Raw genomic sequence first — 14,153 nt, 5'->3', positions numbered from 1 at the left:
AGGAGTTTTTGTGGCAGGACATAGTAAATGGTCTAATATAAAGCATAGAAAAGGTGCTCAAGACGCTAAAAGAGGAAAGCTATTCACAAAATTAGGAAAAGAGTTAACAATCGCAGCGAAGGAAGCTGGAGGAGATCCAAACTTTAATCCTAGATTAAGACTTGCAATAGATAAAGCAAAAGCTGCTAATATGCCAAAAGATAACCTTGAGAGAGCTATTAAAAAAGGTACTGGTGAACTTGATGGTGTAGATTATATGGAAATTAGATATGAAGGGTATGGTCCAGAAGGGACAGCTTTCATAGTTGAAGTTGTAACAGATAATAAAAACAGATCAGCTTCAGAAGTTAGAGCAACTTTTTCTAGAAGAAATGGAAATTTAGGAACAGATGGAGCTGTATCTTGGATGTTCCAAAGAAAGGGAGAAATCATAGTTGCAGCTGAAGGTGTAGATGCAGATGAGCTAATGATGGCCGCTTTAGAAGCTGGAGCAGAAGATGTTAAAGAGGAAGATGGAGAGTTTACTGTTTTAACAGATTCAGCAGACTGTAATGCAGTAGCAGAAGAGTTAAAAAAAGCTGGTTATAATGTAACTGAAGCTGAAGTTGCAATGATTCCAGATAATAAAGTACAAATTACTGATTTAGAGACTGCTAAAAAGGTAATGGCATTATATGAAGGTTTAGATGATTTAGATGATGTAAATGATGTTTATTCAAATTTTGATATATCAGATGAGTTATTAGAGCAACTGTAAAATAAAAAACAATAAAAAACATACTCATATATTTTTGGAAATATGGTCCAATAGTTTCTACGTCTTTACCGTAAATGAAGACACTATGGGTAGAACTGACTGCATTTAAGCATAGATTCTATCCATGAGTCTATGCTTTTTTATTTAAAATATGGAGGAAATTTTAAATATGCAGAGAAACAAATCACCTTATGACTTAAATGGAGTGCCAGATTTAAATACAGCGATTCCTTTAGGTTTACAACACATTATGGCAATGTTTATGGGAAATATAACTCCTATAATAATAGTTGCTGGAATACTTGGGTTTGCTCAAGATATAAAAATAAACTTAATACAAGCAACAATACTTGTAGCGGGATTAAATACTTTGGTACAGGTTTACACATTAGGACCTATGGGAGCTAAACTGCCCGTAGTTGTAGGAACAAACTTTTCTTTTGCACCGGTAGCTATATCGGTAGCTAGCAAATTTGGATATGAAGGGGTTTTAGGAGCAGCATTAATAGGAGGAATTTTCGAAGCTTTTCTAGGGTTTCATATGAAGAGAATAAGAAAATTTTTTCCACCAATAGTTACAGGAACTGTAATATTAGCTATAGGATTATACCTTTTACCAGTTGGAATAAATAGTTTTGCTGGAGGATATGGAGCACCTGATTTTGCATCGAAAGAGAATCTAATTTTGGGAACAATAGTTTTAGCAGTAGTAATATTTTTTAAGGAGTTTACAAAGGGTGTAACAAGTTCGGGAGCGATTTTTATAGGAACTATAGTGGGGACAGTAATAGCCTTTTTAATGGGAAAGATAGATATAACTCCACTTTTACAAGCAGATATAGTAAGTGTACCGAGACCATTTTCTATTGGGTATTCATTTCATATAGAGGCAATTATCCCTATGGTTATGATGTTTGTAGTGTCTGCTATAGAGACGATGGGAGATATGTCAGGAATTACAATGGGTGGCGCTAAGAGAGAATTGAAAGATAGTGAGCTTAAAGGTGGAATAATATGTGATGGAATAGGGAGTGCATTTGCAACTATATTTTCAGTATTGCCAACAACATCATTTAGTCAAAATACAGGTATAATTGCTATGACAGGAGTAATGAGTCGATTTGTTGTAGGGATAGGAGCAATGTTTTTAGTAGTAAGTGCATTTATACCAAAGGTTGCAGCAGCTTTTACATTAGTTCCTCAAAGTGTTATAGGTGGAAGTTTGGTGATGATTTTTTCTATGATTTCAATTAGTGGAATAAATCTTATAAATCAAGAATCACTAGAGGGAAGAAATGCAGTTATATTAGCAGTTTCGTTGGGACTAGGGTATGGAATAGGATTAGTTCCAGGAGTAATTGAAGCATTCCCTGAAAGTATAAGATATATATTTACAGATTCAGGATTTGTTGTAGCTGGAACTTTAGCAGTTGTGATGAACCTGATATTACCTAAGAAAAATGAAAAAGTAGAGGTATCTGTAGCATAAAAAAACTGAGGATAATCTCCTCAGTTTTTATTTTTTAGTTATACCTAACTGAAGTAATTAAATTACCAGAATAAACTCCAGAAGGAGCTGTTGCAGTTGATTCAGCACTAATATTTCCATAAACAATAAATTCAGTTTTTTCATCTTCTCCAATGTGTGTTGGAATATAATTAGTATTAAGAACGATTTGAAGCTGATCACCATTTGTACTTGTTAAATGAGTTGGTTTAATCAAATCAACTGTAATTCCATGTCCTCTATCACCTTCGATAGTAACGGTAGATTGACCAGAAGCTGATGCTCCTTGAACTATTGTTCCAAGTGCCATAGCTTCTGAAGAAACTCTTAAAGGTTTTACTATCTTAGCAGTGATTTTCATTGTATCAGATTCTTCAATAACATTTGCTGCTCCAAAAGCTGTCATAGCTGTAGTTAAAGATAAAAGTATTAATAATTTTTTCATAATTTGTTCCCTCCCGTAATTTCATAAAGTTTATAAAATACAAAAGCCAGTTGCACTTATATTTTGGTTTGACCAAAATGTAACTGCAACTGGCTGTCATTTTAAAGACCCTATAGTTTTGCGTCATAGGATTTCCCCTACTTTGCCGATTTATATTATATAATAATGATATATTAAAATTTAAAAAATGTCAAACAAAAATTACAAAAAATATGAAGAAATATTTTTCACAAAGCCTTGTTTTAAGAGGGTTTGTTACAAAAATACAAAACGCATTATAAATTGTACAAAAGGATATATAAGTATGTTATAATTAAAAAAAGGTGGTGATTAAGATATATAAAGATATTTATAAAGAGATAGAACTTTTTAATATAAAGGGAGTTTCGAGTGCAACATATTCGAAGTTGAAAAAATTAAATATAGAAACACTCTATGACCTAATATATTATTTTCCGAGAGCTTATGACGACAGAACAAATATTAAAAAAATAGGTGAATTACGAGGGGATGAATATGTTGTATTAAAAGGAAATATAATGAATATATCTGCTCCTCCTACAAGAACAGGAATGAAAATGATAAAAGCAACAGTAAATGACGGAACAGGAGTTCTCGAAGTTGTATGGTTTCAAAGGCCTTATTTAAGAAATAGTTTAAAAATAGGAGAAGAATATATTTTTATAGGAAATGTAAAAAGAGGATATACATTTCAAATGGTAAATCCAGAGTTTAAATTGTATAAAGGACAAGAAAATACTGGAGAAATATTACCTATTTACAGCGCTATAAAAGACTTGAATCAAAACAGTTTAAGAAGAGTTTTAAAAGAGGCGTTAAAAAATTATTTAGATATATTTCAAGAAAATATACCAGATGAAATAATAAAAAAATATAAACTTATGAATAGAAAAAATGCTTTAAAAGAGATTCATTATCCAACAAATCCAAGAAATTTAGAGGAAGCAAAAAGGCGTTTTGCAATAGAAGAACTTTTAATATTGGAGATGGGAATACTTCAAAAGCGTTTTGAGATAGATTTAACTAATGCTGGACTATATGAAATTGAGGGAAATAAAAAGTTAGTTTCAAAGTTTTTAGAAAGTTTACCTTTTTCACTAACAACTGCTCAAAAAAAAGTTATAACAGAGATATATAAAGGTATAAATGCTGGAAAAATAATAAATTATTTAATTCAGGGAGATGTAGGAAGCGGAAAAACAATAGTTGTTGTACTACTTCTTTTATATATGGTAGAAAACGGTTATCAGGGAGTTTTGATGGCTCCAACAGAGATTTTAGCAACGCAACATTACCTTTCTATTTATGAGACTTTAGAATTGTTAGGGGTAAAAGTTGAACTTTTAACAGGAAGCGTAAAAGGAAAGAAGAAAGTTGAATTGTTAGGTAGAATAAAAACAGGGGAAACAAATATTGTAGTAGGAACTCATGCTATAATAGAGGATAGTGTTGAATTTCAAAAATTAGGATTAATAGTTATAGATGAACAGCACAGATTTGGAGTTTTACAAAGAAAAAGACTTAGAGATAAAGGTGTTTTAGCAAACCTTATTGTTATGAGTGCAACTCCTATTCCAAGATCTTTAGCTTTGAGTATATATGGAGATTTGGATGTAGCAGTAATAGATGAGTTACCTCCTGGAAGAAAACCTATAAAAACTAAATGGATTAGTGAAGAAGAGGATGAAGAAAAGATGTATCACTTCATAGATAAAAAATTAAAAGAGGGACGTCAAGCATATTTTGTAGCTTCTTTAATAGGTGAAAGTGAAAAGCTTTCAGCCAAATCCACAGAGGAGTTGTATAATGAAGTTTTAAAAAACTTACCAGGATATAGAGTTGGAATTTTGCATGGAAGAATGAAGAATAAAGAAAAAGATGAAGTTATGCATCTCTTTAAAAATAATAAATTAGATATACTAGTTTCTACTTTAGTTATTGAGGTTGGAGTAAACGTTCCTAACTCAAGTATAATGGTAATAACAAACTCTGAACGTTTTGGACTAGCAACCCTACATCAACTCAGAGGGAGAGTTGGAAGAGGAGAACATCAATCTTATTGTTTCTTACTTTCCAATACAGAAAATGATAATTCAGCAGCAAGACTTAAAGTTTTAGAAAGTACTGAAGACGGATTTAAAATAGCGGAGGAAGATTTAAGATTAAGGAAAGCTGGAGAAATTTTTGGGGTAAAGCAAAGTGGATTGAGTGACTTGAAATTTATAGATATAGTTCATGATGTTAAAACAATAAAGTTAGTTAAAGATATTTGTATGGAATACTTAAAAGAAAATAAAGGTAAAATAAATAATCAAGTTCTACAATGGGATATTGATGAAAAGTTTAACAAAAGTTTGACCTCTTAAAAGAGGTTATGATAGAATATGAGGTAAAATTAATTAAAAAAAGTGGAGGATAAGATGAGATTAAGTAAATATTATGTAAAAACTCTTAAGGAAACTCCTAAAGAGGCAGAAGTAATAAGTCATAAATTATTACTTAGATCAGGAATGATCAAAAGATTAGCAAGTGGAGTTTATACATACCTTCCTTTAGGTTTAAAAGCTTTAAAAAAAGTTGAAAACATTGTAAGAGAAGAGATGGATAGAGCAGGAGCTCAAGAGATATTCATGCCAGTGTTACAACCAGCGGAACTTTGGAAAGAAAGTGGAAGATGGGATGTAATGGGTGCTGAAATGATGAGAATTCAAGACAGACACTCAAGAGAGTTTGCATTAGGACCAACTCATGAAGAAGTAATAACAGATATTATTAGAAATGATATATCATCTTATAAGTCTTTACCATTAAACTTATATCAAATTCAAACTAAATTCAGAGATGAGAGAAGACCTAGATTTGGACTTATGAGAGGAAGAGAGTTTATGATGAAAGACGCATACTCATTCCATGCTAATAAAGAGTCTTTAGATGAAGAATTTGAAAATATGAAGGCAGCTTATACAAGAGTATTTGAAAGATGTGGACTTAAATTTAGAGCAGTTGAAGCGGATTCAGGAGCAATTGGTGGAAGTGGATCACAAGAGTTTCATGTTCTAGCAGAGTCAGGAGAGGACGAAATCATTTACTGTACATCATGTGATTATGCAGCAAACGTTGAAACAGCAACAAGTACAATAGTTGAGTTACCAAAAGCTGAAACTTTAGATATTAAATTAGTAGATACGCCAAACGTATCAAAAATTGTTGATGTTGTGGAATATTTAAATGTACCTGTAGAGCAAACTGTAAAAGCTATGATGTATAAAGATGTCGTAACAGATGATGTTTATATGGTTCTTATAAGAGGAGACTTCGAAGTTAATGAAGTTAAGTTAAAAAATATAATTGATACGATAGATGTTGTATTACTAACTGACTCAGAAATTGAGGATTTAGGATTAATAAAAGGATTTATAGGGCCAATTGGTGCTGATTTAACAAAAATAAAAGTTATAGCTGATAAGAGTATTGTAGGAATATCTAATCACACAGCAGGTGGAAATAAATTAGATACACACTATGTAAACGTTAATTATGGAAGAGACTATGAAGCAGAAGTAGTTGCTGATGTAAGAACGGTAGTAGTTGGAGAAAAGTGTCCTAAGTGTGGAGGAGAGCTTGCAAGTGCAAGAGGAATTGAAAGTGGACATATATTTAAACTAGGAGATAAATACTCTAAAGCATTAAATGCATCATTCTTAGATGAAAATGGAAAGAGTCAAATTATGGAGATGGGATGTTATGGAATAGGAGTTTCTAGAACTATGGCATCAGCAATAGAGCAAAACAATGATGAAAATGGAATTATTTGGCCATCAGCAATAGCTCCATTTGTAGTTGAAGTAATACCAGCAAATATGAAATCTGAAGAGCAAGTGGCATTAGCAGAAGAGATTTATAAAAATTTCCAAGACAGTTGCATAGATGTAGCTTTAGATGATAGAGATGAAAGAATTGGATTTAAATTTAAAGATGGAGATTTAATTGGATATCCATTTAAAGTTGTAGCTGGTAAAAAAGCAGCTGAAGGAATTGTTGAGTTAAAAATTAGAAGAACTAATGAAACTTTAGAAGTTTCTAAAGATGAAGTTGTTTCAAAAGTAAAAGAATTAATGAAGCAGTACTAATAAATAAAAAGAAGGAGAGTAATTGCTCTCCTTCTTTTTATTTACTTTGAGTAAGAACCCAGATAAGTTAAAATTTTCTTTTTAATTCTTTGAATAGTATTGTCTATTTTTTTTGGAGGTTCATTTAAAAAATCAGCAATCTCAACATAAGTATACTCTTTGCATAAATACGTAAAAACTTTTTTCTCTAGAGTACTTAGATTTTCTTCAAGGAAACCAGTTAGAAGATTAACTAACTCTTTACCTAAAAAGATATCTTCAGGTGAATAAAATCCTAGAGAAGGACGCGAGTAATGAATACTTTCCTCTTGTGCAGAATAACCTTCACCTTGCATTGCAAGATTTAGATTTTTGTATTTATCAGAGTTATGATTTTTAACAGCTGTAATCATTTGTCTTCTAATACAAAGATTTGCAAAAGTACTAAAACACGCGTTCCTAGTTTCGTCGTAAGATTTAATAGCTTTAATAAGACCTATCAATCCTTCTTGCATTAAATCGTCACTATCTCCACCTTTAAGAAAAAATGAACGATTATTTTTATAGATTGCTCCTTGATACTCTTTGATAATTTTTTCAATTGATTCTTCATCTCCGTTTTGTGCTAAAATTATATCTTCTTTTTCAATCATAGTCATGTCCCCCGACCTTTCTAGAAATTAAATAAAAAATAAAAAAAGCTAAACATTTAAAAGAACCCTTATAAAAAACAATACTATATTAATATGATACCAAAAAAAACTATACTTATCTATATTTCAAATTTTCTAAAACTCAGTTATTATTTGGATTGTAAATTTAAAAATTAGATAAATAAAAAATTAAAGAAGGAAAAATAGAGAAAAGACATAATAAAATTAAAAGAGTATTTTATTATGTGGAGGTGTAGGAAATATGTTAGATGGAATTAGTAAAAAAGCTACAGATTTAGACTATGCAATACAAAGTTTAAAGGAGGAGCTACAGGCAGTGGATGATTATAACCAAAGAGCTGAAATGGCAGTAGATCCTGAACTTAAAGAAATTATGATTCATAATAGAAATGAAGAGATGGAGCATGCTGTTATGATAGTTGAATGGCTAAGAAGAAATCAATTTGAATTCGGAAAAGAGATGGAAGATTATATATTTAGACAGGGAAAAATTGTAGGAATAGAAGCTCAATTAATGGGAAGAAATGGTGGAAATGAGCAAAATTCAGGAAGCAGTGAAGTAGTAGCAGATGTAAAATCATTAAATATAGGTTCATTAAAAGGATAAGGAGGAATAATATGGATTTTCTAAAAAAAGAATTAGCACCAATTAGTGGGAAAGTTTGGAAAGATATAGAGGAGAGAGCAAAAGAGGTTTTAACAACTCAGTTATCAGCTAGAAGATTTGTAAAAGTAACAGGACCTATTGGAAAAGAAAAAGGTGGAGTAAATACAGGAAGATTAGCAATACATAAAAAAGGTGATTTAAGTTACGGTGTTTATCAAACACAACCTTTCGTAGAAAATAGAATAACTTTTAAGTTAAGTAGATGGGAATTAGACAATTTTGAAAGAGGAGCTAGAGATATTGATTATACAAATTTAGATGAAGCTTTGAAAAATGCAGCTAAATTTGAAGAAGAGGCAGTATATTTTGGATTAGATGAAGCTTGTATAGTAGGATTGTTAAAAGATGAAAAACAAGCTTTAGATTTTGGAAAAACAGAACAAGAAACAATAAAAAATTTAATGTACGGAGTTTCAAAATTAAGAAATACAGGATTTAGTAAAGGACCTTATGCATTAGTTGTAGGTCTTGAAAAATTTATATATTTAAATATGGTAAATTTAAATGATTCGTTAGCAAAAAGATTAGAAAAGATATTAGGGATGCCAATAATAGTTTCAAATAGTATAACTGGAGGATTATTAGTTCCTTATGATAATGAAAATATTGAGCTTGTATTAGGAGAAGATTTTTCTTTAGGGTATCAAGGACATACAAATCAAGAAGTGGAGTTATTTATAACAGAAACATTTACATTTAGAGTATTAGATAATACGAGAGTTATAAGCTATAAATAATAAAAGAAAAAGGAGATAACTATTAGTTATCTCCTTTTATATATTTAAAATGCTTTTTACCAGATATTGAATCTATAACCTACAGAAAGAGTAACTCTTTCGTAGTCGTTATCAAATTTGTCTCCACCATCAACCTTAGTTTTAGCATAGTTAGCTCCGTATAGAACATCTACGTTAAAGTCTTCATATTGAACTCCAACACCAGCTGCCCAATATAATCCATCGTCAACTTTAGTTCCATAATCTCCAGCTGGAGTATTTAAACTTTTTGAGTCAAAGTTGAAAGAGTAACCAACGTTAGCTTTAATATATGGAGTAGCAGCCCAATCCCAGTAATTGATATCATATCTACCAGTTACATATAAAGGAACTGATTTATATTCTGCTCCAGAAACATTTTCATTAGTTTTTCTTTTCATATGATGTTGATATGCAACACCAAGACCTAAATCAAAGTAATCCCAAGATTTGTAAGCTTCAATAGCTAACTCTCCACCAAAATCTTTAGTTTTCTTAGAAAGATCATATGGGTGATAGTTATCATTAGAATTTTTGTGTGTATAATTCCCATATTCACTCCAGAAATCCCATCCAGCTCTTAAGTTAATAAATCCCCAAGGGTTTTCAACAACAGGAGCTACAACAACTTCTTCAATAATAACAGGCTCAGCTACAACTTCTTTAGAACTTGTAACAGGAGCAGCCACTTCTTTTGCTTGAGCAACAGCAGCAAAAGCGAATAAAGAACATGCTAAAAGTGTTAATTTTTTCATAAAAATAAACCTCCTCGTTTTAATTAATCTCCTAAAATTAAAAATGGAATTAATAATTTTACCATTCTGTAACATATATACTCCAAAAAAATAGATTTCTTTTTTTTTTGAGTAATAATTTTGTAATAGAAAATAACTTGTGATATAATTTTGTTTAGAAAGTATAGAGTTTAGGTAGGAAGTGAAAGATGGAAAAATATAAAGAAGTTATAGAAATAAAGGTTGAAGAAAAAGATAAGGGAAAAAGATTGGATGCTTTTCTAAATGAATTTTTTGAAGATGCTACGAGAAGTTATATTCAAAAGTTAATCGATAATGAAAATGTAGCAATAGATAATAAATCTAAAACGAAAAGTGGAAATAAACTCAAAGGAAAAGAAACAATAATAGTAAAAATTCCTGAAGATGAAGTACTAGAAGTGTTACCTGAAAATATTCCAATAGATATAGTATATGAAGATAAAGATATGGTTATAATTAATAAAGATCCGGGAGTGATTGTTCATCCAGCTCAAGGGTACTATACTGGAACTTTGGTTAATGCAGTTCTTTATCATATAAAGGATTTATCTACAATAAATGGAGTTATTAGACCTGGAATTGTCCATAGATTGGATAAAGATACAAGTGGATTGATAGTTATAGCTAAGAATGATATAGCTCATGTAAAATTAACTGATATGTTTAAAGATAAAACTATTGAAAAAAGATACGTTTGTATATGTAAAGGGAATTTTAAAAATATAGGTGGTAGAATAGAAACTTTAATTGGTAGAGATTCTAAAGATAGAAAAAAAATGGCTGTTGTAACAGAAAATGGGAAAATAGCAATAACTAATTATGAAGTTATAGATAGCGTACAGGGATTCTCTTTAGTAGATGTAGGAATAGAAACAGGTAGAACTCATCAAATAAGAGTGCATATGAAAAGTTTAAACCATCCTATTTTAGGAGATGAAGTTTATGGAAGTAGTTCAGATTTAATAAAACGACAAATGCTTCACTCTTATTATTTGAAATTTAATCACCCTATAACAGGAAAAGAAATGGTAGTTTTAGGAGAGTTGAAAGAGGATTTTAAAGATGTGGCAAAGAGGCTAAAATTAGATATAAATAAGATAGCAAGATTGCAGAAATAATAAAAGGAAAAATATAGATGTATAGGTACAACCTATAAATAGTGGAGATGAAATGGATATAAAAAATACAATGTATCTTTTTGATTTAGAAAATGGAGATATCATAGGAGTAGATGAAGCTGGAAGAGGACCATTAGCAGGACCAGTAGTTGCAGCAGTAGCTAAATTAAAAAAGTATGATGAGAAGTTAGATAAGATAAATGATTCTAAGAAATTAACTGAAAAAGTTAGAGAGGAACTTTTTGATGTTATTATGGATAATTTTTATGTAGGTATAGGAATTGCTGATGTTAAAGAGATAGATGAAATAAATATATTGAATGCTACATTTTTAGCTATGAGAAGAGCGATAAAACAAATAGAAAAAGAAACAACATTCGAAAAAGTTTTAGTAGATGGAAATCATAAAATTAGAGAATATGAAGGCGAACAAGAACCTGTAATAAAAGGTGATTCGAAAAGTTTAGCCATAGCAGCAGCTTCGATAATAGCAAAAGTTACTAGAGATAGAATGATGCTTGAAACAGCAAAACTTTATCCAGAATATACTTTTGAAAAACATAAAGGGTATGGAACAAAAGCTCATCGTGAAATGATATTAGAAAAAGGACCTATTGAAACAGTTCATAGAAAAAGTTTTTTAAAGAAAATTTTAGGAGAGTAAAATATGAATAAAAGAAGCAAGGGTAAGATTTATGAAGAAAAAGGTAAAGAATACTTAGAAAACATTGGAGTGAAGGTGTTGGCTATGAATTATCAAGGTTCCTTTGGAGAGATAGATATAATCGGATACGATGAAACGACCCTTGTTTTTTTTGAAGTTAAATATAGAAAAAACTTATCTTTTGGAATGCCACAAGAGGCGATAGATAAAAAAAAGATGAAAAAGATATATATAACAGCAAAAGAGTTTATAAGAAGAAATAGATTGGAAAATGAAAAAATAAGATTTGATGCAGTAGTTTTTCTAGGTGAAAAAATAGAATGGATTAAGAATATTTTTTGGGGTGATGAACTTGGATTATAAATGTTTAAAGTGTGGAAGTGATAGATATATAGTCAAAACTGCAGTGATACCAGAAAAAAGCCCTGGATTAAAAATAGAGATTGGAACGTACTATGTAAAAACTTGTGTAGAATGTGGTTATACGGAGTTTTATTCAGCGAAAATAGTAGATAAAGAGTTCGCAAAAAATAAAAAAGGCAAAAGATATGCTAAAGCAACTCCTTAGAAAACTATTATTTGATAATACCTGTTCTTTATGTGGGTGCCATCTCGAAAATAAAGGGTATTTGTGTTCTAAATGTATTATAAAACTAGAAAAAATGAGTGACTTAAAACAAAGAGAAAACTTATACTATTTATATTATTATACAGATGTAAAAAAAATAATTTTTGACTTAAAATTTAAAAACAGAAAAGGTGTTGCAAACAGTCTAAGTAGGTATGTAAAAGAGTCTATAGAACAGATTCAAATAAAAGAAGAGATTGATGTGGTAATATCTGTCCCTGTGAATAAAAAGAGATTTCTAGAAAGAGGATATAATCAAGTTGATGAAATACTAAAATCAGCAGATATAAAATTTGAAAATATTGAAAGAATAAAAAATACAAAACATATGTATGAGATAAAAGAACATGAAAAAAGAAAAGAAAATGTAAAAAAAGCATTTAAAGTAACAAGAGATTATTTTCAAAAAAATATATTAATAGTTGATGATATTGTAACAACAGGTGCAACAATAAAAGAGATAGAAAAAGAATTTTTAGAAAATCAGAAGGCAAAAAGTGTAGTTTTTTTTACAATAGCTGTAGTGCGAGATTATTTTAAATGACTAAAATGAGGATGGGTAGAAATGGAGATTTTTATAAATGGTGAAAAGATAAATATAGGAATAAAGAATACAAAGTTATTGAATGTATTAGAAAAATTAGAGGCAAATGTAATTCAAAATGGTGAAGTTATTGTTGAATTAAAACTTGATGGAGAGATGGTGGATGGTAAATCTTTACCTTTAAATAAAAAAGTAAAGATTTTAGAGTTAACAACACGTTCACATAGAGAGATTTTAATAGAATCTTTATATCTTTTAGAGCCTTATTCTGATAGATTTTTTGAAAATTTATCTGAAGTAGAAGAAGAGATGAATGATATTGGAAAAATAATAGAGATGGTAAGTTTTGTTGAGTGGGTATTTGGAATAGTACTGTCTCTAAAAGAAGCAACGGCAATAGATTTATTATACTCTGATTACAACGAGTATGTAGAAGAGTTTAAGAAATATGCAGAAGAGATTTTTGAAGCCTTTAAAAAGGAGGATTTTGTAGGGATTATAGAGCTTTTAGAAGGAGCAATAGTACCATTACTAGAGGATTTATTAGCAAACTCAAAAGATTACCTAAAAGAGGTTTTAAAAGAAGAAGGTAGAAGAAAATTACTAAATTAGAGAAAAAAATACTCAAAATAGGATGAAAATATAGACAATGTCGTGCGTGTTAAAAAACTAGAAATTATGTTATTATAAAATTAAAATTAATAAAAAAGTTTTGGAGGGAGAAATCAATGAGAAAGACAATAATCGCAGGAAACTGGAAAATGAATAAAACAGTAGCAGAAACAAAAGCTACATTATCAGAGTTAAAAGAGTTAACAAATGGTATAGAAGGAGTAGAAATTGTAATTGGAGCTCCATTTACAGCTTTAGAATCAGCTGTAAAAACAGTTGAAGGATCAAATGTTGCAATAGCTGCACAAAACATGCATCCGAAAGATTCAGGAGCATACACAGGAGAAATATCACCAGTTATGTTAAAAGAAATTGGAGTAAAATACGTTATATTAGGACATTCAGAAAGAAGAGAGTATTTCCATGAGTCTAATGCTTTCATTAATGAAAAAGTAAAGGCAGCTTTAGCTCACGATTTAATTCCAATATTATGTATTGGAGAAAAATTAGAGGAAAGAGAATCAGGAAAAACATCTGAAGTAAACGAAAAGCAAATTAGAGAAGGATTAGCAGGATTAACACCTGAAGAGGCAGTTAAAGTTGTTGTGGCATACGAACCAGTATGGGCTATAGGAACTGGAAAAACAGCTACACCAGAAATGGCAGAAGAGACTCATAAAGAGATTAGAGATGTATTAATAGCTATGTTTGGAGCAGAAGCAGCATCAGAAATGACAATCCAATATGGAGGATCAATGAATGCTAAAAATGCAGCAGAGTTATTAGCAATGGAAAATATAGATGGTGGACTTGTAGGAGGAGCTTCGTTAGATGCACCAACATTTATTCAAGTTATAAAAGCAGGAGCAAGATAAT

Annotated in this window: 16 protein-coding genes and 2 riboswitches; of the genes, 13 read left to right on the top strand and 3 right to left on the bottom strand. The window is 30.3% G+C overall.

Annotated features, from left to right (window positions below):
• The first annotated feature begins 10 nt into the window (after positions 1 to 10).
• Together H5J23_RS09830 and H5J23_RS09825 are read left to right on the top strand one after the other, a co-directional pair.
• Entirely contained in the window at positions 11 to 757 is a 747-nt protein-coding gene (locus tag H5J23_RS09830; protein WP_023051710.1) for a YebC/PmpR family DNA-binding transcriptional regulator, read from the top strand.
• Between the two features lie 4 nt (positions 758 to 761).
• Positions 762 to 863, top strand: a riboswitch (purine riboswitch).
• A gap of 63 nt (positions 864 to 926) precedes the next feature.
• Positions 927 to 2,246, top strand: a complete 1,320-nt coding sequence (locus H5J23_RS09825) for a uracil-xanthine permease family protein (protein ID WP_185891930.1) — start codon at positions 927 to 929, stop codon at positions 2,244 to 2,246.
• A gap of 34 nt (positions 2,247 to 2,280) precedes the next feature.
• Here the strand turns inward: H5J23_RS09825 and H5J23_RS09820 are convergent, their stop codons facing one another.
• Entirely contained in the window at positions 2,281 to 2,709 is a 429-nt protein-coding gene (locus tag H5J23_RS09820; RefSeq protein WP_185891928.1) for a hypothetical protein, read from the bottom strand.
• A gap of 81 nt (positions 2,710 to 2,790) precedes the next feature.
• Positions 2,791 to 2,866: riboswitch (cyclic di-GMP riboswitch) on the bottom strand.
• Positions 2,867 to 3,035: 169 nt separating this feature from the next.
• On the opposite strand from H5J23_RS09820, the gene recG reads away from it, so the two are divergent.
• Both recG and H5J23_RS09810 read left to right on the top strand, forming a co-directional pair.
• On the top strand, positions 3,036 to 5,096 hold the full coding sequence (gene recG, locus H5J23_RS09815; protein ID WP_185891926.1) for an ATP-dependent DNA helicase RecG: 2,061 nt from the start codon (positions 3,036 to 3,038) through the stop codon (positions 5,094 to 5,096).
• 54 nt (positions 5,097 to 5,150) lie between these two features.
• Positions 5,151 to 6,860: a proline--tRNA ligase gene (locus tag H5J23_RS09810; protein WP_185891924.1), complete on the top strand. Its 1,710-nt coding sequence runs from the start codon at positions 5,151 to 5,153 to the stop codon at positions 6,858 to 6,860.
• Positions 6,861 to 6,901: 41 nt separating this feature from the next.
• On the opposite strand, the gene H5J23_RS09805 is transcribed toward H5J23_RS09810, so the two are convergent.
• Entirely contained in the window at positions 6,902 to 7,492 is a 591-nt protein-coding gene (locus H5J23_RS09805) for a sigma-70 family RNA polymerase sigma factor (protein ID WP_023051705.1), read from the bottom strand.
• Between the two features lie 262 nt (positions 7,493 to 7,754).
• On the opposite strand from H5J23_RS09805, the gene H5J23_RS09800 reads away from it, so the two are divergent.
• Both H5J23_RS09800 and H5J23_RS09795 read left to right on the top strand, forming a co-directional pair.
• The gene (locus tag H5J23_RS09800; RefSeq protein WP_023051704.1) at positions 7,755 to 8,120 is read left to right on the top strand and encodes a ferritin-like domain-containing protein; all 366 of its coding nucleotides are present in this window, start codon (positions 7,755 to 7,757) and stop codon (positions 8,118 to 8,120) included.
• Positions 8,121 to 8,131: 11 nt separating this feature from the next.
• On the top strand, positions 8,132 to 8,917 hold the full coding sequence (locus H5J23_RS09795) for a family 1 encapsulin nanocompartment shell protein (protein WP_185891922.1): 786 nt from the start codon (positions 8,132 to 8,134) through the stop codon (positions 8,915 to 8,917).
• 56 nt (positions 8,918 to 8,973) lie between these two features.
• On the opposite strand, the gene H5J23_RS09790 is transcribed toward H5J23_RS09795, so the two are convergent.
• Positions 8,974 to 9,690, bottom strand: coding sequence for an outer membrane protein (locus H5J23_RS09790; RefSeq protein ID WP_185891920.1), 717 nt, complete (start codon positions 9,688 to 9,690; stop codon positions 8,974 to 8,976).
• A gap of 188 nt (positions 9,691 to 9,878) precedes the next feature.
• On the opposite strand from H5J23_RS09790, the gene H5J23_RS09785 reads away from it, so the two are divergent.
• The 7 genes from H5J23_RS09785 to tpiA all read left to right on the top strand — a co-directional run bounded on the left by H5J23_RS09785 (position 9,879) and on the right by tpiA (position 14,152).
• Complete coding sequence (locus tag H5J23_RS09785) at positions 9,879 to 10,829, top strand: RluA family pseudouridine synthase (protein WP_185891918.1); 951 nt, start codon at positions 9,879 to 9,881, stop codon at positions 10,827 to 10,829.
• A 52-nt stretch (positions 10,830 to 10,881) separates the two neighbouring features.
• Positions 10,882 to 11,493 (top strand): ribonuclease HII, encoded by a 612-nt coding sequence (locus H5J23_RS09780; protein ID WP_185891916.1) that lies wholly within the window; start codon positions 10,882 to 10,884, stop codon positions 11,491 to 11,493.
• A gap of 3 nt (positions 11,494 to 11,496) precedes the next feature.
• Positions 11,497 to 11,856: a YraN family protein gene (locus H5J23_RS09775; RefSeq protein ID WP_023051699.1), complete on the top strand. Its 360-nt coding sequence runs from the start codon at positions 11,497 to 11,499 to the stop codon at positions 11,854 to 11,856.
• The gene (locus H5J23_RS09770; protein ID WP_023051698.1) at positions 11,840 to 12,061 is read left to right on the top strand and encodes a zinc ribbon domain-containing protein; all 222 of its coding nucleotides are present in this window, start codon (positions 11,840 to 11,842) and stop codon (positions 12,059 to 12,061) included. The genes H5J23_RS09775 and H5J23_RS09770 overlap by 17 nt, the downstream gene beginning before the upstream one ends.
• Before the next feature lie 94 nt (positions 12,062 to 12,155).
• The gene (locus H5J23_RS09765; RefSeq protein ID WP_185891915.1) at positions 12,156 to 12,665 is read left to right on the top strand and encodes a ComF family protein; all 510 of its coding nucleotides are present in this window, start codon (positions 12,156 to 12,158) and stop codon (positions 12,663 to 12,665) included.
• Positions 12,666 to 12,686: 21 nt separating this feature from the next.
• Entirely contained in the window at positions 12,687 to 13,277 is a 591-nt protein-coding gene (locus H5J23_RS09760) for a hypothetical protein (RefSeq protein WP_023051696.1), read from the top strand.
• A gap of 116 nt (positions 13,278 to 13,393) precedes the next feature.
• On the top strand, positions 13,394 to 14,152 hold the full coding sequence (tpiA, locus tag H5J23_RS09755) for a triose-phosphate isomerase (RefSeq protein ID WP_185891913.1): 759 nt from the start codon (positions 13,394 to 13,396) through the stop codon (positions 14,150 to 14,152).
• The last annotated feature ends 1 nt before the right edge of the window (position 14,153 follow it).

This window comes from Cetobacterium sp. 2G large (genome assembly GCF_014250655.1).
In the GTDB taxonomy this organism is placed as follows: Bacteria; Fusobacteriota; Fusobacteriia; order Fusobacteriales; family Fusobacteriaceae; genus Cetobacterium_A; species Cetobacterium_A somerae.
Note: the sequence above shows the minus strand (reverse complement) of the source record. Positions and strands in the feature narration are given on the sequence as shown.

Excerpts from the sequence above, each read along its gene's own strand:
- H5J23_RS09770 (WP_023051698.1), top strand. The coding sequence starts at position 11,840 with ATGAACTTGGATTATAAATGTTTAAAGTGTGGAAGTGATAGATATATA.
- H5J23_RS09810 (WP_185891924.1), top strand. The coding sequence starts at position 5,151 with ATGAGATTAAGTAAATATTATGTAAAAACTCTTAAGGAAACTCCTAAA.
- H5J23_RS09790 (WP_185891920.1), bottom strand. The coding sequence starts at position 9,690 with ATGAAAAAATTAACACTTTTAGCATGTTCTTTATTCGCTTTTGCTGCT.
- H5J23_RS09795 (WP_185891922.1), top strand. The coding sequence starts at position 8,132 with ATGGATTTTCTAAAAAAAGAATTAGCACCAATTAGTGGGAAAGTTTGG.
- H5J23_RS09820 (WP_185891928.1), bottom strand. The coding sequence starts at position 2,709 with ATGAAAAAATTATTAATACTTTTATCTTTAACTACAGCTATGACAGCT.
- H5J23_RS09800 (WP_023051704.1), top strand. The coding sequence starts at position 7,755 with ATGTTAGATGGAATTAGTAAAAAAGCTACAGATTTAGACTATGCAATA.
- tpiA (WP_185891913.1), top strand. The coding sequence starts at position 13,394 with ATGAGAAAGACAATAATCGCAGGAAACTGGAAAATGAATAAAACAGTA.
- H5J23_RS09805 (WP_023051705.1), bottom strand. The coding sequence starts at position 7,492 with ATGATTGAAAAAGAAGATATAATTTTAGCACAAAACGGAGATGAAGAA.
- H5J23_RS09825 (WP_185891930.1), top strand. The coding sequence starts at position 927 with ATGCAGAGAAACAAATCACCTTATGACTTAAATGGAGTGCCAGATTTA.
- H5J23_RS09765 (WP_185891915.1), top strand. The coding sequence starts at position 12,156 with ATGAGTGACTTAAAACAAAGAGAAAACTTATACTATTTATATTATTAT.
- H5J23_RS09780 (WP_185891916.1), top strand. The coding sequence starts at position 10,882 with ATGGATATAAAAAATACAATGTATCTTTTTGATTTAGAAAATGGAGAT.
- H5J23_RS09785 (WP_185891918.1), top strand. The coding sequence starts at position 9,879 with ATGGAAAAATATAAAGAAGTTATAGAAATAAAGGTTGAAGAAAAAGAT.
- H5J23_RS09760 (WP_023051696.1), top strand. The coding sequence starts at position 12,687 with ATGGAGATTTTTATAAATGGTGAAAAGATAAATATAGGAATAAAGAAT.
- H5J23_RS09775 (WP_023051699.1), top strand. The coding sequence starts at position 11,497 with ATGAATAAAAGAAGCAAGGGTAAGATTTATGAAGAAAAAGGTAAAGAA.